General features: G+C 67.6%; 20 protein-coding genes and 1 pseudogene. 13 read left to right on the plus strand and 8 right to left on the minus strand.

Translation table 11 applies throughout. The features are described from left to right. Positions 1-72: 72 nt before the first annotated feature. From ccmE to ACZ5RK_RS04910, 6 genes are read left to right on the plus strand one after another with little or no spacing between them, the layout of a single operon-like run. Entirely contained in the window at positions 73-501 is a 429-nt protein-coding gene (gene ccmE / locus ACZ5RK_RS04885; RefSeq protein WP_464909888.1) for a cytochrome c maturation protein CcmE, read from the plus strand. Further along, on the plus strand, positions 498-2,429 hold the full coding sequence (locus tag ACZ5RK_RS04890; protein ID WP_464909889.1) for a heme lyase CcmF/NrfE family subunit: 1,932 nt from the start codon (positions 498-500) through the stop codon (positions 2,427-2,429). The genes ccmE and ACZ5RK_RS04890 overlap by 4 nt, the downstream gene beginning before the upstream one ends. After that, a complete protein-coding gene (locus ACZ5RK_RS04895; RefSeq protein ID WP_054647095.1) occupies positions 2,426-2,962 on the plus strand; it encodes a TlpA family protein disulfide reductase in 537 nt (178 codons plus the stop codon). Before ACZ5RK_RS04890 ends, ACZ5RK_RS04895 begins: the two co-directional genes overlap by 4 nt. Continuing rightward, positions 2,959-3,378: a cytochrome c-type biogenesis protein gene (locus tag ACZ5RK_RS04900; protein ID WP_054647094.1), complete on the plus strand. Its 420-nt coding sequence runs from the start codon at positions 2,959-2,961 to the stop codon at positions 3,376-3,378. Before ACZ5RK_RS04895 ends, ACZ5RK_RS04900 begins: the two co-directional genes overlap by 4 nt. Then, the gene (locus ACZ5RK_RS04905; protein WP_464909890.1) at positions 3,375-4,355 is read left to right on the plus strand and encodes a c-type cytochrome; all 981 of its coding nucleotides are present in this window, start codon (positions 3,375-3,377) and stop codon (positions 4,353-4,355) included. The genes ACZ5RK_RS04900 and ACZ5RK_RS04905 overlap by 4 nt, the downstream gene beginning before the upstream one ends. Positions 4,356-4,357: 2 nt before the next feature. Then, positions 4,358-4,912, plus strand: a complete 555-nt coding sequence (locus tag ACZ5RK_RS04910; protein WP_464909891.1) for a QcrA and Rieske domain-containing protein — start codon at positions 4,358-4,360, stop codon at positions 4,910-4,912. Here ACZ5RK_RS04910 and tyrS read toward each other — a convergent pair. After that, positions 4,909-6,210, minus strand: a complete 1,302-nt coding sequence (tyrS, locus tag ACZ5RK_RS04915; protein ID WP_464909892.1) for a tyrosine--tRNA ligase — start codon at positions 6,208-6,210, stop codon at positions 4,909-4,911. The genes ACZ5RK_RS04910 and tyrS overlap by 4 nt on opposite strands. Before the next feature lie 22 nt (positions 6,211-6,232). Here tyrS and ACZ5RK_RS04920 point away from each other — a divergent pair, with 22 nt between their 5' ends. Genes ACZ5RK_RS04920 through ACZ5RK_RS04930 form a run of 3 tightly spaced genes read left to right on the plus strand, consistent with a single transcriptional unit; the run spans position 6,233 to position 7,063 of the window. Then, the gene (locus ACZ5RK_RS04920) at positions 6,233-6,610 is read left to right on the plus strand and encodes a hypothetical protein (protein WP_054647093.1); all 378 of its coding nucleotides are present in this window, start codon (positions 6,233-6,235) and stop codon (positions 6,608-6,610) included. 58 nt (positions 6,611-6,668) lie between these two features. Then, positions 6,669-6,968 carry a 30S ribosomal protein S20 gene (gene rpsT, locus ACZ5RK_RS04925; protein WP_054638082.1) on the plus strand — a complete coding sequence of 100 codons (300 nt, stop codon included), beginning with the start codon at positions 6,669-6,671 and terminating at the stop codon, positions 6,966-6,968. Between the two features lie 11 nt (positions 6,969-6,979). Further along, on the plus strand, positions 6,980-7,063 hold the full coding sequence (locus tag ACZ5RK_RS04930; RefSeq protein WP_008632889.1) for a 30S ribosomal protein THX: 84 nt from the start codon (positions 6,980-6,982) through the stop codon (positions 7,061-7,063). Between the two features lie 32 nt (positions 7,064-7,095). Here ACZ5RK_RS04930 and ACZ5RK_RS04935 read toward each other — a convergent pair whose 3' ends face one another. From ACZ5RK_RS04935 to ACZ5RK_RS04955, 5 genes and pseudogenes are all read right to left on the minus strand, one after another. Further along, positions 7,096-7,836, minus strand: a complete 741-nt coding sequence (locus ACZ5RK_RS04935) for a DUF4388 domain-containing protein (RefSeq protein ID WP_464909893.1) — start codon at positions 7,834-7,836, stop codon at positions 7,096-7,098. After that, entirely contained in the window at positions 7,821-8,699 is an 879-nt protein-coding gene (gene thrB, locus ACZ5RK_RS04940) for a homoserine kinase (protein WP_464909894.1), read from the minus strand. The genes ACZ5RK_RS04935 and thrB overlap by 16 nt, the downstream gene beginning before the upstream one ends. A gap of 833 nt (positions 8,700-9,532) precedes the next feature. Further along, the gene (locus ACZ5RK_RS04945; protein ID WP_464910057.1) at positions 9,533-10,447 is read right to left on the minus strand and encodes a transposase family protein; all 915 of its coding nucleotides are present in this window, start codon (positions 10,445-10,447) and stop codon (positions 9,533-9,535) included. 77 nt (positions 10,448-10,524) lie between these two features. Next, positions 10,525-11,590, minus strand: a pseudogene (locus ACZ5RK_RS04950) (IS630 family transposase). A 76-nt stretch (positions 11,591-11,666) separates the two neighbouring features. Beyond that, the gene (locus ACZ5RK_RS04955) at positions 11,667-13,115 is read right to left on the minus strand and encodes an NAD(P)H-hydrate dehydratase (protein ID WP_464909895.1); all 1,449 of its coding nucleotides are present in this window, start codon (positions 13,113-13,115) and stop codon (positions 11,667-11,669) included. 22 nt (positions 13,116-13,137) lie between these two features. Here ACZ5RK_RS04955 and ACZ5RK_RS04960 point away from each other — a divergent pair, with 22 nt between their 5' ends. Together ACZ5RK_RS04960 and ACZ5RK_RS04965 are read left to right on the plus strand one after the other, a co-directional pair. Next, complete coding sequence (locus tag ACZ5RK_RS04960) at positions 13,138-13,872, plus strand: SIR2 family NAD-dependent protein deacylase (RefSeq protein WP_464909896.1); 735 nt, start codon at positions 13,138-13,140, stop codon at positions 13,870-13,872. Beyond that, entirely contained in the window at positions 13,869-14,402 is a 534-nt protein-coding gene (locus ACZ5RK_RS04965; RefSeq protein ID WP_464909897.1) for a hypothetical protein, read from the plus strand. The genes ACZ5RK_RS04960 and ACZ5RK_RS04965 overlap by 4 nt, the downstream gene beginning before the upstream one ends. Positions 14,403-14,481: 79 nt before the next feature. On the opposite strand, the gene der is transcribed toward ACZ5RK_RS04965, so the two are convergent. Continuing rightward, entirely contained in the window at positions 14,482-15,780 is a 1,299-nt protein-coding gene (gene der / locus ACZ5RK_RS04970; RefSeq protein WP_464909898.1) for a ribosome biogenesis GTPase Der, read from the minus strand. A 79-nt stretch (positions 15,781-15,859) separates the two neighbouring features. Between der and ACZ5RK_RS04975 the strand changes: the two genes are divergently transcribed. Both ACZ5RK_RS04975 and ACZ5RK_RS04980 read left to right on the plus strand, forming a co-directional pair. Further along, a complete protein-coding gene (locus ACZ5RK_RS04975; RefSeq protein ID WP_054647535.1) occupies positions 15,860-16,420 on the plus strand; it encodes a lysophospholipid acyltransferase family protein in 561 nt (186 codons plus the stop codon). 81 nt (positions 16,421-16,501) lie between these two features. After that, positions 16,502-16,867 carry a DUF4870 domain-containing protein gene (locus ACZ5RK_RS04980; RefSeq protein WP_464909899.1) on the plus strand — a complete coding sequence of 122 codons (366 nt, stop codon included), beginning with the start codon at positions 16,502-16,504 and terminating at the stop codon, positions 16,865-16,867. Here the strand turns inward: ACZ5RK_RS04980 and ACZ5RK_RS04985 are convergent. Continuing rightward, the gene (locus ACZ5RK_RS04985; protein ID WP_054647534.1) at positions 16,845-17,219 is read right to left on the minus strand and encodes a 4'-phosphopantetheinyl transferase superfamily protein; all 375 of its coding nucleotides are present in this window, start codon (positions 17,217-17,219) and stop codon (positions 16,845-16,847) included. The genes ACZ5RK_RS04980 and ACZ5RK_RS04985 overlap by 23 nt on opposite strands. Positions 17,220-17,250 lie beyond the last annotated feature (31 nt).

A 17,250-nucleotide genomic window follows, 5' to 3' on the forward strand; every position in this document is an offset into this window, starting at 1 on the left:
GGTTTACGCCCTCACCTACCTCACGGTCTTCGGGTACCTGGCCTACCTCTTCTTCCGTTACCGGAGGGCCAGATGAGGGCGAAGTACGTCTTCGGGCTCGTGGTGGTCCTCGGGGCCCTGGCCTACCTCCTCTTTGGGGGGCTTGGGCAGAACCTGGTGTACTTCCTCACCCCCTCGGAGTACCTGCAGGCAGAGGCCAAGTACGCCGGCCGCCCCGTGCGCCTGGGGGGGTTGGTGAAGCCCGGCACCGTCCGGTACGACAAGGACCTTTTGGAGCTTCGCTTTGTCCTCACGGACGGGGTGGCGGAGGTGCCGGTCCTCCACAAGGGCACCCCCCCGGGCATGTTCAAGGAGGGCCAGGGGGTGGTGGTGGAGGGCCGCTTCCAGGAGGGGGTCTTCCGGGGCACCAACCTCCTGGTGAAGCACTCCGAGACCTACCAACCCCCCAAGGCGGGCTGGACCCCGGAGGACGTGCGCAGGCTCATTGAGGAGGCCAAATGACCCCGGCCCTTCTCGGCAACCTGGGGGTGAGCCTGGCCCTGGCCTTCAGCCTCCTGGGGCTTGCCTTGGGCCTCCTGGCCTACTTCCAGGGGGATGGGCGCTTCCTTAAGGGGTTGAGGGCCCTGGCCCCCCTGGCCCTCCTGGGGGCCCTGGCGGCCTTTTTGGCCCTGGAGTGGGCCCTCCTCACCCACGACTTCAGCCTGGCCTACGTGGCCCGGAACCACTCCACCAAAGACCCCCTATGGGTGACCCTGGTGACGCCCTGGGCGGCCCTCGAGGGCAGCATCCTTCTCTGGGGCCTCCTCCAGACCCTCTACACCCTTCTCGCCAGCCGGAAGCCCCTGGACCCCTGGCGGGCCTCCCTGGTCCTCGCCGTGCTTTACGGCGTCCAGGTCTTCTTCTTCGGGGTCATGGCCACCATCGCCAGCCCCTTTGAGACCCTTGCCAGCCCGCCCCAAGACGGCGTGGGCCCGAACCCCCTCCTCCAGAACCACTGGATGATGGCCGTCCACCCCGTGCTCATGTACCTGGGCTTCGTGGGCCTGAGCGTGCCCTTTGCCTACGCCGTGGCGGCCATGGCCTCGAGGCGCTACCAGACCTGGGTGGAGGAGACGAGGTGGTGGACCCTCATCGCCTGGGGCTTCCTCACGGCGGGGAAGGTGGCGGGGATGTGGTGGAGCTACGAGGTCCTGGGCTGGGGGGGGTACTGGGCCTGGGACCCGGTGGAGAACGCCAGCTTCATCCCCTGGCTTCTCGCCACCGCCTTCCTGCACACGGCCATCGTGCAACAGACCCGGGGGGCCTTCAAGGCCTGGAACTTCGCCTTCGTGACCCTGGCCTTCGCCGCCACGGTGCTCGGCACCTTCCTCACCCGTAGCGGCGTGATCCAGTCGGTGCACGCCTTCGCCGAGGGCCCCGTGGGGCCCGCCTTCCTGGGCTTCTTCCTCCTGGTCATGGGCTTGGGCCTGGGCCTTCTCTCCCGGGTTTCCCGGGAGGTGCGGGACCTTACGGTCTTCCACCCCTTTTCCCGGGAGGGGGCGCTTCTCCTGGGGGCCTTCTTCTTCGCGGGCTGGGCCCTCGTGGTGGTCCTCGGCACCTTCTACCCCCTCCTGGTGGAGGCCTTCGCCAAGGCCAAGGTGAGCGTGGGGGCCCCCTTCTTCAACCAGGTTTCCGCCCCCTTGGGGGCGGGGATCCTCCTCCTCATGGGGGTAGGGCCCCTCCTGCCCTGGCGGAGGCCCCGGAGGGAGGCCCTGCGCAACCTGTACCTGCTCCTTCTGGTCCTGGCCCTGGGCACGATTCTCGGCTTCCTCCGAGGCTACGCCCCGGGGGCCTCCCTGGCGGTGGGGCTATTCCTCTATAACACGGCCGCCATCTACCTCTTGGCGCGGGAGGGCGTCCTGGCCCGGGTGCGGGCGGGGCTTTCCCCCTGGGGCTTTCTGGAGAACCGGAGGCGGGTGGGAAGCCTCGTGGTCCACTTCGCCGTGGCCCTCATGGGCCTGGCCATCGCCTTCAGCCAGACCTACCGCCTGGAGAGCGAGAAGACCCTCTACCGGGGGGGGACGTGGGAGGTGGCGGGGGTGCGCATGGCCTTCCAGGGGGTGCGGGCTTTGGACGAGGGGCGGCGCTTCGCCGTGGAGGCCCTCCTCAGGACCGACCGCTTCGGCGAGGTGAGGCCCAGGCTCCACTTCTACCCCCAGATGAACAGCCCCCTCCCCGCCCCCAAGGTGGTCTACACCCCGGGCAACGACTACTACTTCCTCCTCATGGACTTTGACCGGGAGAAGGGGGAGTGGGCCTCCTTTAGGCTCATCGTCACCCCCTTGGTCTTCTGGATGTGGGTGGCGGGGGGGCTTATGGCCCTGGGCACCCTGTACATCCTCTGGCCCACGGCGAGGCCGGAGGAGGCCAAGGGGGTGAGCCCGGCGTGAGGGGGTGGCTCTGGCTCCTCGTGGTTTTGGGCCTGGGAGGCCTGTTCTGGTGGGGGATGCAGCGGAACCCCAAGGACCTTCCCTCGGTCCTGGCCCAGGAAAGGCGGCCCGCCCCGGACTTCGCCCTGCCCCTTCTTCCCCCGTACCGGGAGGCCTGGGGGGAGACCTTCCGCCTGGCCGACTACCTGGGGAAGAAGCCCATTGTCCTGAACTTCTGGGCGAGCTGGTGCTACCCCGCCTGCTACGAGGAGGCGCCCGTCTTGGAGGCCGCTTGGCGCCGCCACCAAGGGGAGGCCCTCTTCGTGGGGGTGAACACCCAGGACAAGGAGGCCGAGGCCTTGCGGTTTATCGCCCAGTTCGGCCTCACCTTCCCCCAGGTTTACGATCCCCGGGGGCGGGTGGGGGTGGACTACGGGATGTACGGGGTGCCGGAGACCTTCTTCATTGACCGGGAAGGCCGGGTTCTGGCCCGGCACGCCGGGGCCATTGACGAGGCCACCTTGGAAAGGTATCTGGCGGAGGTGGTGCCATGAGGTGGGTTCTCTTGCTCCTCGCCCTTCTCCTCCCCGCCCTGGCCCAGGAGGGCCCGCCCCCTGACCTCTCCCCCGAGGTCTTCCAGATCGCCCGCACCCTGCGCTGCCCCGTGTGCCAGGGGGAGTCGGCCGCCGAGAGCAACTCGGGGGTGGCGGTGGAGATGCGCCGGATCATCGCCGAGATGCTTCGGGAGGGGAAGACCAAGGAGGAGATCCAGGCCTTCTTCGTGGACCGCTACGGGGAGTGGATCCTCTACGAGCCCCCAAGGCGCGGGGCCACGCTTTGGGTGTGGCTTCTGCCCCTTTTGGGGCTTCTCCTCCTCGGCCTTGGCCTTTTTGCCTACTTCCGGCCCAAGCCGCTTCCCAAGGAACTCCTCGAGGAGGCGGAGCGCCGCCTAAAGGAGCCTCCCCGATGACGGCCACCCTGCTTTTCCTCGGCCTTTTCCTCCTGGGCCTCTTCCTGGCCTTGAGGCCCCTCCTCGGGCCCAAGGAGCCCTTTCCCGAGCCCCCGAGGCGGGAGGAGCTCCTTAAGGAGCTTCAGGTCCTTAAAGGGGAGGTGGAGGCCCTGGAGGGGGAGGAGAAAAAACGGGCCCTGGCCCGCATGGTGGAGGTGGAAAGGCTTCTTGAGGGCTACCGCCCCCCGGCCCCCCGGGCCTTCAACCCCTGGCCCGTGGCCCTGGCCCTGGGGGCCGTGGTCCTTCTGGGGGTGGGCCTTTGGCGCTACACCCTCCCCCGCCTTCCCGGGGAGACCACCGTGACCCAGCGCCAGGAGGCCCGGGAGCTCAAGGCCCTGGCCGACAGGGCCAGGCGCACGGGGGCGGTGGAGGACCTCCTCGCCTGGGGGCGGAAGGCCTACGAGCTCCAGGCCTTTGACCAGGCCGCCGAGGCCTACCTGGAGGTCCTGAAGAAGGACCCCAAGAACATAGAGGCGGTGCGCCGGGTGGGGATCCTCCTCTTCATGGGGGGGCGGCTGGAGGAGGCCAGGCTTTTCCTGGAGATCGCCCAGCACGCCGACCCCAAAGCCGCCGAAGGGTGGCTTTTCCTGGGGAACCTCTACTTCCAGGAGGGGAGGATGGAGGAGGCCATCGCCGCCTGGGAGAAGTACCTGGAGGCAGGGGGGGAGGCCCGGGAACGGGTGGAGGGCCTCATCGCCATGGCCCGGGCCCAGGCCCAGGGAGGGAAGGACGGGAAGAGCGTCTACCAGGCCCGCTGCGCCGCCTGCCACGGCCCCCTGGGGGAAGGGGGTCTTGGCCCCAGGCTTAAGGGGAACCCCATCTTGAAGGCCCCGGAGGCGGTGCGGGAGATCGTGCTCAAGGGAAGGGGGCAGATGCCCCCCGTGCCCCTCTCCCAGGAGGAGCTTAAGGCCCTCCTGGACTACCTGGCCAGCCTCTAGCCATGAAGCGCCGCGACCTGGTCTTTTACCTCCCCGTGGCCGTGGCCGGGGGGTTCTTCGCCTGGTTTGGGGTGCGCACCTACAACCTCCGCTTCCGCCCGAGGCCCGAGGTGGGAGAGCCCACCTGGAGGGAGGGCCCGAGGGTGGCCGTGGCCCACCTCGGGGAGCTTGGGGTGTGGCAGGTGAAGCCCTTCGCCTATCCCCTCCCCCTGGGGGGGCTTAAGGCCTACCTCCTCCGCCTGCCCGAGCCCGCCCCCGGGGGGCTTTCCGTGGGGGAGGAGCACTACCTGGCCCTAAGCCGCATCTGCACCCACCAGGGGTGCACGGTGAACTTCGTCCCCGACCCCGAGGCGGCCTCCCTCCTCTACAACTTCCGCTACGAGAGGCCCTTTTTGGGCTGTCCCTGCCACTTCGGGGCCTTTGACCCCCTGCTTGGGGGGAAGGCCGTCTACGGCCCCCCCCGCTTTCCCCTCCCCAGGCTCCGCCTTCAGGCGGAGGGCGAAACCCTCTACGCCACCGGCCACGAGGTGCCCCTAAGGCCCATGGAGGGCGGTTAGCCCCTGAGCCGCACCCGCACGAAGCGGTCCCGGCCCCGCTGGAGGATGCGGGGGCGGGAGAGGTCCACCTCGAGGCTCGGGTCGGTGAGGACCTCCCCGTCCAGCCTCAGGCCCCGGTTCTGGATGAGCCTCTTGGCCTCGGCGTTGGAGGGGGTGAGGCCCGCCAGGGTGAAGAGCCTGGCCACCCAGATCCGGCCCCCCTTGAGCTCGGAGGCGGGGATCTCCACCTCGGGGATCTCCTCGGGAATCCCTCCCACGGCCACCTGGTCGTAGCGCGCCTCCGCCCTTCTCACCGCCTCGGGGCCCGCCTCCTTGTCCTTCCCGAAGGCCTCCCAGGCGTACCCCAGCCCCTCGTAGAAGGCCCGGTCTATGCGGGGGGGGATCTGCGGCAAGGCGTAGGCGGCGGTGAGGAGGCGGGCGAGGACCCGGTGGGCGGGAACGGGCCCTTGCCGGAGGAGGGCCTCTATCTCCTCCTCCTCCTCCAGGTCCGTGAGGAGGCGGAGGTAGCTCGGGAGGAGGGGGTCCGGCACCCGCATGAGCTTCTTGAACATCTCCTCCGGGGGCTCGGCCACCCCGATGTAGTTGTCCAGGCTCTTGCTCATCTTCTCCCGCCCGTCCAGGCCCACCAGGAGGGGCATGAGGAAAGCCACCTGGGGGCTTTGCCCGTAGGCCTTCTGCACCTCCCGGCCCACCAGGAGGTTGAAGCGCTGGTCCGTCCCCCCCATCTCCACGTCGGCCTTTATGGCCACGGAGTCGTAGGCCTGGGCGAAGGGGTAGAGGAACTCGTGCAGGGAGATGGGGATCCCCTCCTCGTAGCGTTTTTTAAAGTCCTCCCTCTCCAGCATCTGGGCCACGGTCATGAGGGAGGTGAGGCGCACCACCTCCTTGAAGGTGAGGCCCTCCAGCCACTGGGAGTTGTAGCGGAGTTCAAAGAGGTGGGGCTCCTGCCTCAGGATCTTCCCCGCCTGCTCCACGTAGGTCTTGGCGTTTTCCCGGGTCTCCTCCAGGGTGAGGGGGGGCCTGGTCTTGGATCGGCCTGAAGGGTCCCCGATCATCCCGGTGAAGTCCCCGATGATGAGGACCACCTTGTGCCCGAGTTCCTGGAACTGACGCATCTTTCTCAGGACCACCGCGTGGCCCAGGTGGAGGTCGGGCCGCGTGGGGTCGGCCCCCAGCTTCACCGTGAGGGGCCGACCCTCCCTTAGCTTCTCTAGAAGCTCCTCCTCGGGGAGGATCTCCTCTGCTCCCCGCTTCAAAAGGGCCAGGGCCGCTTCCGGGGAAAGCCTCGGGTCCGCCATGAGCCCAAGTATACTGAAGGCAATGCGGAGCCTGCTTTTCCTTGCTTTGGCCGCCCTGGGCCTCTATTGGTACGCCGAGCGTTACGGGCTCGCGGTGGGCTACCCCCCCTTCCTGCCCGTCTTTTACTGGAAGTACACGGGGGAGGCGGTCTACCCCATCCGGGTCACGGGGCTTTACGATGCCATCAAGGTGAAGGTTTCGGGAAGCCTCCAGGAGGGCCGCCTCCAGGTGGCCCTGCTCAAGGGAGGGCGACCCTTGGGGGAAAGGACCTTCGCGGGCACCTTCCAGGAGGAGCTCCGCTTCCCCGTGGAGGCCGGGGAGTATGCTTTGCGCTTTCACCTGGAGGGGGCCAAGGGCCAGGCCCGCTACGACTGGGTGGCCACCAAGTTTGCCCCTTAGGCGCAGGGTGTGCTACACTTAGCCCTGGCTTGCCCTTAGGGGCACGAAGGGGAGAGAGATGGCGCAGAAGAAGCCTAAGAGGAACCTATCCGCCCTCAAGCGGCACCGGCAGTCCTTGAAGCGCCGGCTTCGCAACAAGGCCAAGAAGTCGGCCATCAAGACCCTGAGCAAGAAGGCCATCCAGCTGGCCCAGGAGGGCAAGGCGGAGGAGGCCCTCAAGATCATGCGCAAGGCCGAAAGCCTCATTGACAAAGCGGCCAAGGGCTCCACCCTGCACAAGAACGCCGCCGCCCGCAGGAAGTCCCGGCTGATGCGTAAGGTGAACCAGCTCCTCGCCGCCCAGGGGGCGAGCGCCTAAGGAGGTGGGGCATGGGTAAGGGCGACCGCCGCACCCGCAGGGGCAAGATCTGGCGGGGCACCTACGGGAAGTACCGCCCCCGCAAGAAGAAGTAGGAGGCCCGGAGGGGTAAGGGCACGGGGGGTAGTTAGGCTTCCCCCTCTTTTTCCATCTCCCAGGTGAGGTCCCGGAGGAGCCAGCCCCGGCCCGGGGGGGCGACCTCCCCGGAGGCCAGGGCCTGGACCAGGTAACGGCGCACCAAGCCCACGGGCACCCCCTGGGCGATGACCTCGCCGAGGTTTCGGGTGCCGTCCAGAAGGCCCTGGAGCTGGCCGAACTCCTCCAGGGTCTTGCCCTTTCGCCCCTGGTAACGGATGCGCAGGGCATACCAGGCGTAGCGGCGGAGGGGGTAAAGGTCCCCTTCCCGCACCCCCATGTAGGCCCGTTCCATGGCGATGAGGAGGGGAACGCCCCAGGCCTTGGCCGCCGCCCGCACGCTTTTCCCTCCCTGGAAGACCTCCAGCAGAGGCTTGGGGCGGAGGGCTTCCAGCACGCGGCTGGGCGAGTCTAGGAGGCAGCGGAAGCGGTCCCACTCGTCGTTGACCCGGGCCCACTCCCCGAGGAGGGTGGGGAAGGGTAGGGGGGGTTTTTCCGGGGGGGCCTGCCCCGGCTGGAAGCGGAAGGTGCCTTCCTTAGGGTGGAGGGGGAAGGTGAAGAGGGCCTCGAGGCCCTCCCAGTCCAGGATGGCCGCCCCCACCACCTCCCCCTGGGCGAAGCGGAGGGTGAGGGGGAGGGGGCCGGCCTGCACCTCCAAGGTGCCGGAACGGCGGTGGCCGTGGATGAGTTCCAGGACCTCCGTGAGGGGGATGAGGCTCAGGTCTCCTTCCACCGGTATCCCTCCCCGATGCCCAAGACCAGGGTACGCCCCTCTCCCCGGTAGGCGGCAAGGGCCCTCATCACCGGCCCTTCCTCCCCCTCCCGCACCAGGGCGGCCAGGGTGGGGCCCGCCCCGCCCACGAAGGCGGCCAGGGCCCCGGCCTCCAGGGCCTTCTCGGTGGCCTCCAGAACCCCGGGCATGAGGTGGGCCCGGTGGGGCTGGTGGAGGCGGTCGCGGCAGGCCTCCCTTAGGGCCTCGAGCCTCCCCGAGCAAAGCGCCGCGGGCCAGAGGGCGCTTCTTGCCAGGTTGAAGACGGCGTCCTCCAGGGGCACCTCCCGGGGCAGGGCTTCCCGGGCCAGGGGGGTGGGGACCTCGTAGGGGGGAATGGCGAGGACGAAGCGCACCCCTTGAGGCCTGGGCAGGGGGATGGCCAAGGGAGGGTGGCTCAGGGCGGCCACGAAGCCCCCGTAGACCGCGGGGGCCACGTTGTCGGGGTGGCCCTCGAGGCCCGCCGCCACCCGGAAGACCCCATCCCGCCCGAGCCTCCCCCCGGAAAGGCGGTCCGCCAGGGCCACCCCGGCCACCAGGGCGGCGGAGGAGCTTCCCATGCCCCGGGCCAGGGGGATGGGGTTGAAGGCCCGCACCCGCAAGGGGAGGGGTTCCAGCCCCAGGGCCCGCATCCCGGCCCGGTACCCCTCGTGGATCAGGTTGTCCGTACCCTCCACGCGGCCCTCTCCTTGGTAAAGAAAGGTGTCCTCCAGGGCGGGGGCGGCCTCCACCTCCAGGTAGAGGTCCAGGGCCACGCCCAAGGCGTCAAAGCCCGAGCCCAGGTTGGCCAGGGTGGCCGGGACATAGAGGGGGGGAAAAGGTTCCATAGGCCCTATACCGCCCCCAGCATACCAGGACTTTCCCTGTGGTCTTGACAAGAAGAAGAAGAAGAGGCCCTATTTTAGGAGCGGAGGTGATAGAATGAAGCTGGCCACGCTGGGAGGGCTTGTGTTTATGGTCTTGGGTTTGCCATTGGCCATGGCTCAGGCCATGCCCTTCTCTCAAGAAGGGCCTTCTTGCCCATTGCCGTGGGATGAGATGGTGAAACCTCTGGAGAACCAGTGCTTGGACCCCGGCAATGGTGGCTCAGCGGTGTGCGGGAGCTACAATTGCTTTACGAAATGCGAAACCGTGACAGTTCAGGACTGTACCTTGAAATGGGCTTGCATAGCGGGCGAGGTAGTTTGTGTAAGGTATGGTGCAGTAGCACCTTATCCGTGTATGGCCACAATATTTGTCTGCAATGCTTTTGGCTGGGTAAACGAGTGTTTTGAGAGGCAGGAGGAGAGATGCCAAACTTACTGCGTACGCTAGCCAATAGTTTTGCAAGGTTGGCTCGCAGGGCTGCAGAAATCGTTTGGTATACTGGATTTCCCATCAGCTTCTTCAATCTTCTACGTGAGGTCCTCCATCATTGGAGGGCCGGAACATTTTCCGGGGAGGACGCTTTGGTTACCCTTGCATTGGTTATAATGGTGTGGAGCGCATTCCGATTTGTGGGCACCCCACTTGGTGGATCTCTCTTAGCTATCGCTTACATCGCCTATTCCTTGGAAGGCAGGTAATGGGTTTGCGCAGTCTTCGCTGCGACATGCCTTTGTGTGCTACCTCATAGCTCCACCCCGGCCATCCTGAGAAGCACCCGGCTACGGGTCAGCCGTTAGGCTACCTTGCTGAGGTTGTGAACGAGCAGGATGAGATTCACCCGGGCCACCAGACCCCAGTAGGACCGCGCTACAAGATGTTTCCCTAACGGGAAAGCAGCTATCCGATGAAGCCCCAAAGACCGCACCATCACGCTGAAGCGGGTCTCAATCCAGTTCCGTACCCTCCCCAACAAGGTACGCTGGCGCGTGACCCATCCTTTCCATCCCGTCTCCACCACCTTCCCTCCCCTGACCCGATAGGGCGGCGTCTTGACCCCCTGGACCCAGCGAAAGCCCCGGTCTCCCAAGACCGCGGGCAATCCCTCCACCAGCTCCTTTCCCCAGGTCTCCCGGGCGTTGCCGGGGAGGATGGTCCAACGAAAAAAGAGGCCGTGCTCGTTCATCACCGGCATGAGGACGTAGCCTGCAAAAGCCCCCAGGGGTCCCACCCCCACGGCAGCCTCGGGAAGAGAGAGGCCGTGAATCCGGTGGCCGTGGGCCAGGGGGATGGGCTTGAGGTCCACCACCTGCAGGAGGCCTTTTCCCCCGGAAAGCCTTATGGCGAGGTGGGCCAGCAGTTTCTGAGCCTTTTGAAGGACCCGGTAGAAGCGGGATAGGTGGGGCAGGGAGGGGAAGTAGGCCTTGAGGGTGGTCTTAGCGGCCAAGTAGCCTTTGGCAAGATCCTGGCCTTGAAACAGGAGAGTCACGGCCGAAGGCCGTATCTTGCAGATAGCGAGGGTCAGGAGCTCGGCCAGGGTGGCCTTCTGGTGCTTTTGCTTTGGGGGGAGCTTGAGGCCCTGGGCCTCCAGGGCTTTCAGTTCATCGGCGAGGTACGGGCTACGCCCGTGACCTACCCAGATGTAGGTAGCCACGAGAGTCAGCTCCGAAGGAGCTACCTTGCGGGTTTCCGCGTCAAGATGGTAAGTCAGCCGAAGGCTATGTTCTGGGGGTGCTCACGATCTTGCCTCATGGCACCCCCTCTTTTTTCACACCTCGGGGGTCCAGGTCAAGTAGCACACGAAGGCATATAAGTGCCCACGCATAGACCTTGCGACACCCCCTGCCCCATCCGCTCCCGCAGCCTCTCAAGGGCCTCGGCCACCGCCCCCCTCAGCTCCCCCACGCTCCCGTAGTGCCTCCGGGGCAGCAAAAACCCCTTCACCCGCCGCCACACCCCCTCCACCGGGTTCAGGTGCGGGCTGTACCGCGGCAGGTAGGCCACCTCCAACCCACGCTCCCTCCACCTCCCCGCCGCCTCCCGAAAGGCCCGGGACCGGTGAAAGGGCGCGTTGTCCAGGAACACCACCCCACGCGCCGCCTCCCGCTCCACCTCCCGGCTCAGTCCCTCCAGGTAGGCCACCACCTCCCCCGTCCCGCACCGCCCCTCCAGAAGCCTGTACCCCAGGACCCAGCCCCCCCAGGGAAGCCTCTCCAGGTGCGCCACCGCGTTCACCCGTCCCGACCTCCCCCAGGACCGCGGCACCCGCACCGCCTCCCCCTTCCTCGCCCAGGCGTAGGTGGGAGGCAGGGAGAGCCCAAACCCGCTCTCATCCAAAAAGAACACCCTCAGCCCCCCCTTTCCGCCTCCCCCAGGGCCGCCTTGAACCCCTCCACCTCCTCCTCCCGGGGCTTCCCCGTGGGCACATAGCGCGTCCGTTTCCACCGGTAGCCCATCTCCAGAAGCCTCCGCCGCACCGTCCCCGGGTGGAAGGTCACGAAGAAGCGCCTCTCCAGAGCCTCCAGAAGCCGGGGGGCCGTCCAGGCCTCCTCCCCCCGCAGAAGCTCCCGCAGGAAGGCGCTCATGGCCGGGGTCCACCGGGGCCTGGCCCCGGGGGCTTACCGTCCTCAAGCCCCTCTATCCCTCTCTCCAGCCACCGCCTGAGGTCGCGGTGGAGGGTGGTGCGGTCCAGGCCCAGGTGGCGGGCGATCCGGGGAGCCGTCCACCCCTGGGCGGCAAGGCGTACCGCCTGGGCCCGGCGCCGGACCTTGTGGGGGACCACGGGGTTGGTCTCCAGCTCCCGGAGCTGGGCCTCCTGCTCGGGGGTCAGGTGGATGCGAAGGGGGGCGGGCATGTAGATAGTTTAATGCATGGACACTTAGCAAGGCCGAGGGCAAGGCTATCCGCTGAATGGGAGCAGGAGGAGATGCTCATACCCGGGAAAGGGGCCAGGGGGTCCGCCCCTCCGCCAAAAGCTTCCTTGCCCAGGGCAAAGCCTCCGCCACCTCCCGGGCGAGGAGGCCCACCCCCTTCTCCTCCGCCAGGAGGTCCCCGGCGAGGCCGTGGAGAAAGACCCCAAGCCTGGCGGCGTCAAAGGGGGGAAGCCCTGCGGCCAGTAGGGCGGCCATGGCTCCCGAAAGCACGTCCCCCGTGCCCCCCGTGGCCAGGGCGGGGTTTCCCGTGGGGTTCACAAAGAGGCGGCCCCCTTCCGCCACCACCGTGGGGTTCCCCTTGAGGACCACGGTGAGCCCCGTCCGCTCCGCCAGGGCCCGGGCCGCCCCCAAGGGGTCCTTGGCCACCTCCTCGGGGGAAGCCCCAAGGAGCCTCCCCGCCTCCCCCGCGTGGGGGGTGAGGAGGGCGGGGACGCCCGCCTCCCTATAGGCCTCGGCCACCTCGAGGTGAAGGGCATCGGCGTCCAGAACGGTGGGGAGACGGGCCCTTAGGGCCTCGAGGGCCCACTCCCTGCCCCACGGCCCCCCGCCCATGCCCACGGCCAGGGCCTCCACCTTGAGGGGGGGGAGGGTGGGGTGGGAGACGGGGTGGAAGACGGCTTCCAGGGGCTCTAGAGGGGCGCCCTCCGGGGCCACCAGGTGCACAAGCCCCGCTCCCATGCGGTAGGCCCCGAGGGCGGCGAGGATGGGCGCCCCGGCGTAGCGGAGGCCCTCCCCCCTATACCCTCCCAGGACCCCCACCCGGCCCACGCTCCCCTTGTGGGCGGTGAGGGGGCGCTTGGGGAGGAGGGGCCTTAGGGCTTCGGGACTCGCCACCTCGGGGAGGTCTTCCCGCTCCAGGAGAGCCTTGGGGAGGCCGATCTCGGCCAGGTAAAGCTTTCCGCAGGCCTCCCTCTGGAAAAGGTGGGGGGTTTTGAGGGCGGCGAAGGCCACCGTGGCCGTGGCCTTGATGTGGGGGCTGAAGGGGAGGCCCGAGGGCAGGTCCAGGGCGAGGACGGGAAGGCCCGAGGCGTTCACCCGCTCCACGAGCCCGGCGAAGAAGCCCGTGAGGGGCCCCTTGAGCCCGGTGCCGAATAGGGCGTCCACCACCACCTCCCCTTCCTGGAAAAAGGCCTCCTCCAGCGGCTTCACCTCCACCCCGTGGGCCAGGAGGGCCTGAAGGGTGAGAAGGGCATCCCCCCCTTGGCCTTCGGCGGCGTGGACCCGCACCCGCACCCCTTCCAGGAGGAGGTGCCGTGCCAGGACCAGGCCGTCCCCGCCGTTGTTCCCCTTCCCCGCCAGGACGAGGGCGGGGGCCTTGCCAAAGAGATCCAGGTAAACCCTCGCCGCCTTCATCCCCGCCCACTCCATGAGGAGGAGGCTGGGGTAGCCCATCTCCACGGCCTTCCGGTCCGCTTCCCGCATGGCCTCGGGGGTGAAGAGCCTCATGGGTTAAGGATACGATGGGACCATGGAGCGCCTGGAGGAAGCCCGGAAGCGCCTGGAGAAGGCGGGGCGGGTGGCGGTCCTCACAGGGGCGGGCATCTCTAAGCCCTCGGGCATCCCCACCTTCCGGGACGCCGAGGGCCTTTGGAAGAACTTCAACCCCCTGGACTACGCCACCCCCGAGGCCTACGCCCGGGACCCCGAGAAGGTCTGGGCCTGGTACGCCTGGCGCATCCAGAAGGTGCGGGAGGCCCGGCCCAACCCGGCCCACCTGGCCCTGGTGGAGCTGGAAAGGCGGGTCCTGCAGAGGGGGGGAAGCTTCCTCCTGGTGACCCAGAACGTGGACGGCCTCCACGCCCTGGCGGGAAGCCAGAACCTGGTGGAGCTTCACGGCAACATCCTGAGGGCCCGGTGCGAGGCCTGTGGGAAGCGGTTTTCTTTGCCCGAGGTTTTCACCCCGCCTCCTTTCTGTCCAGATTGCGGCCACCGGGCCCGGCCCGACGTGGTCTGGTTCGGGGAGTTCTTGCCGGAGGGGGCCTGGGAGAGGGCAGAAAGGGCCTTCGCCGAGGCCGATTTTGCTCTGGTGGTGGGCACCAGCGCCGAGGTGGAGCCCGCCGCCTCCCTGGGCCGGATCGCCTTCGCCTCGGGGGCCCACCTGGTGGAGGTGAACCCGGAACCCACCCCCCTCACCCCCCTGGCCCACCTCTCCTTGAGGATGGGGGCGGTGGAGGGGATGGCGGCCCTTCTGGAGGGGGCATGACCGCCGGTCTGCGGCTTCTTGCGGACCTCGCCACCCTGGCGCGGGCCGGGGTGGTGGGCTGGGTCCTGCTCCAGGTGGGCCTGGGGCCGGAGGCCTTGGAGCGGGTGGTTCGCCTGCTCCTCCTAGGCTGGAGCCTGGACGTTTTGGACGGGGTTCTCGCCCGGGCTTCCGGGAGGCCCTCCCCCCTGGCCGCTTGGGACTATCCCCTGGACGCGGGCCTGGCCTGGGCGGGCTGGGCTTACCTGGCGGAGGCAGGGCTTGTGCCCGTGGGGTTCGCCTGGGCCTGGGCGGTGTTGGCGCTGGTCTTCCTCCTCCGCCACCCCCGGAAGAGCCTTTCCATGCTCCTCCAGGTGCCTCCCACCTTCGCGCCTTTCCTTGTGGCCTTTAACCTGGCCCCTACGGCTTTCCGGGAGGCGGTCCTTTGGGCGGCCCTGGCCTTGCTCCTGGACGGCCGCCGCTTCCTCGGGGTGGTGCGGGAGTTCATGGAGGAGACAGGCCTTCTCCCCTCTTCCCGGTCCCGAAGCCGCTAAGGGCCCGGTGGTCCAGTCCAGCCAAAGGTCCCCGCGCTCTGTCTAGGGTGCGGGAAAGCCCTTTGGGGGCCCCCACTACTTAGGCCTCCTCCCGCCTGCCCCGGAAGACCAGGCGGAAGGGGACCTCCCTCAGGCCCAGGTCCTCCCCGATGCGGTTTTTGAGATAGTTCTCAAAAGCTCGGGTGACGAACTCCGGGTGGTTCACGAAGAAGACGAAGGTGGGCGGGGCCACCTCGGGCTGGGTGGCGTAGAGGATCTTCAGGGGCTTGCCCTTGAAGTTGGGCATCTGGACCCGGCTGGTCCACACCGCTAGCCAGCGGTTGAGTTCCGAGGTGGGGATGCGGGTGTGGTTGAGCTCGTAGAGGCGCACCGCCTCGCGGAAGACCTTGTCCAGGTTCTGCTTGGTGAAGGCCGAGGTGTACACCCAAGGGAGGTGCTCCAGGTGGGCGAGCCTTCCCCGGAGTTCCCGGCGCACCCTAGGGGCCTCCTCCTTGGCCACCAAGTCCCACTTGGTCACCACCAGGAGGACGGGTTTGCCCTGCGCCAAGGCGTGGTTGGCCAGCTTCAGCTCCCGGTCCCCCGCCTGGAAGGGGTCCACCACCAGGAGGACCACGTCCGCCTCCTCTATGGCCCGGAAGCTCCGCTTGATGGCCAGCTCCTCCACCAGGCTTTCCGGGCGCTTGCGGATCCCGGCGGTGTCTACCAGGACGAAGCGCTGGCCCCCAAAGAAGAACTCCACGTCAATGGCGTCCCGGGTGGTGCCGGCTTCCTCGGATACGATGACCCTCTCCTCCCCCAGGATGGCGTTTAGGAGGCTGGACTTCCCGGCGTTGGGCCGGCCCACGATGGCGAGCCGTATGCCCACCACTTCGGGCTCGGTCTCGATCTGCCGGACGGGGAGCTTCTCCCAGATGGCCTCGAGGAGCTCCTCCAATCCCCTTGCGTGCTCGCTGGAGGTGGGGATGGGGTCGCCGAAGCCTAAGGCGTAAAGGGGGCCCAGGTAGTGCTCGTGCTTGGGGTCGTCCACCTTGGTGGCCACCAGGATCACGGGCTTGCCCTTCTTGCGCAGGTGCTCGGCCACCTCGAGGTCCGCCGGGGTGAGCTCCGCCCTCCCGTCCACGGCGAAGAGGACCAGTTCCGCGTCCTCCAGGGCCTGGTCCACCTTCTCCTGGATCTTCCTCTCCCACTTATCCCCCGACCAAAGCCCCCCGGTGTCCACCAGGAGGAAGCGGCCCCGGTCGGTTTCCACCACCCCCTCCTTGAGGTCCCGGGTGACCCCGGGCACATCGGCCACCACCGCGCTCCTTTTTTTCAGGAGGCGGTTGAACAGGCTAGACTTGCCCACGTTGGGCCTTCCCACGATCACGACCTTATGCATCTTGACCCCACAAAAAGGGGCGGGGAGGCCCCCGCCCGCACTGGTTTTCAGTATAGCACGCCGGGTATACTCTCGGGGCATGCGGCGGCTTGCCCTCTTTCTGCTTCGCCTCTTCGGCTGGACCTTGAAGGTGGAGCCTCCTCCCAGCAAGCGGTACGTCCTCATCGGGGCGCCCCACACCTCCAACTGGGACTTCGTGGTGGGGATTCTGGCCCTGTGGGGGGCGGGCATCCCCGCCCGGTGGCTGGGCAAAAAGGAGCTCTTTAAGCCCCCCTTGGGCTTCCTCATGCGGGTCCTGGGGGGCATCCCCGTGGACCGCTCCCGGCGGAACAACCTGGTGGACCAGGCGGCGCGGATTCTCCGGGAGCGGGAGGTGGCCATCCTCGTCACCCCTGAGGGCACCCGGGGCAGGGCCCCCTACTGGCGCACGGGCTTTTACTACATGGCCCTCGAGGCGGGGGTGCCCATCGCCCTGGGTTATGTGGACTTCCCCCGCAAGGAGGTGGGCATCGGGGGCTACCTTTACCCCACGGGGGACCTCCTTAAGGATTTCGCCGCCATCCGCGCCTTTTACCGGGACAAGCGGGGGCTCAGGCCGGAGAAGCAGGGGCCCATCCGCATCCGGGAGGAGGGGACCTGAGGGCTCCCTCACGCCCCGCCCCTCTGGAGCGGGGAAGACTTCGGAATAAGGCCCCTTCTCCTTTTAGAGTAAACTGCTTTCATGGAACAGCCCACGCCGGTATCCGAGGCGGACCGCACCTGGGCCGCGGTGGCCCACCTGGCTCCCCTGGTGGGTTACTTTTTGCTCATCGGCCAGATCCTTCTTCCCTTGGCTATCCTCCTTTGGGGTCCCAAAAGCGCCTTCGTACAGGATCACGCTAAGGAATCCCTGAACGGCCAGATCAGCTATACCCTTTACGGGCTGGCCCTCTTTCTCCTGGCGATCACCGTGGTGGGCCTAGTCTTGGTCGTGCCCTTGGGGATCGCCTTGGTGGGGTTGGTCCTTTGGAACATGGTGATGGGGGCCTTGGCCGCGGGACGGGGGGAGGTGTACCGCTACCTCCTCATTCTCCGCCTGGTTCCCTGACCAGGACCACCACCGCCAGGGCGTGGGTCCGCTCGTGGCTTAGGGAGAGGTGAGCCACGAGGTTTTGGCCTCGCATCACCCCTTCCAGCGAGGGGGCGAAGCGCAGGACGGGCCTCTTCCCCTCCATGCCTACCCAGACCGCTTTCCAAGAAATGGGATCGGGCCAGCACTTTTGAAAAGCCTCCTTGGCGGCCAGGCGGGCGGCGAGGCTTGGGAAGGGGTTTTTGCGGGCCAGGGCATAGGCCACCTCTTCCTCGTGGAAAAGCCGCCTTAGGGCCTTTTCCCCGTGCCGGAAAAGGAGCCTTTCCACGCGGGCGATCTCCACCAGGTCGGCCCCCAGGGCGACGATCATGGGCCCATGGTATCCCTTGAGCCCTTCGGGC

Source organism: Thermus kawarayensis JCM 12314 (assembly GCF_055393575.1).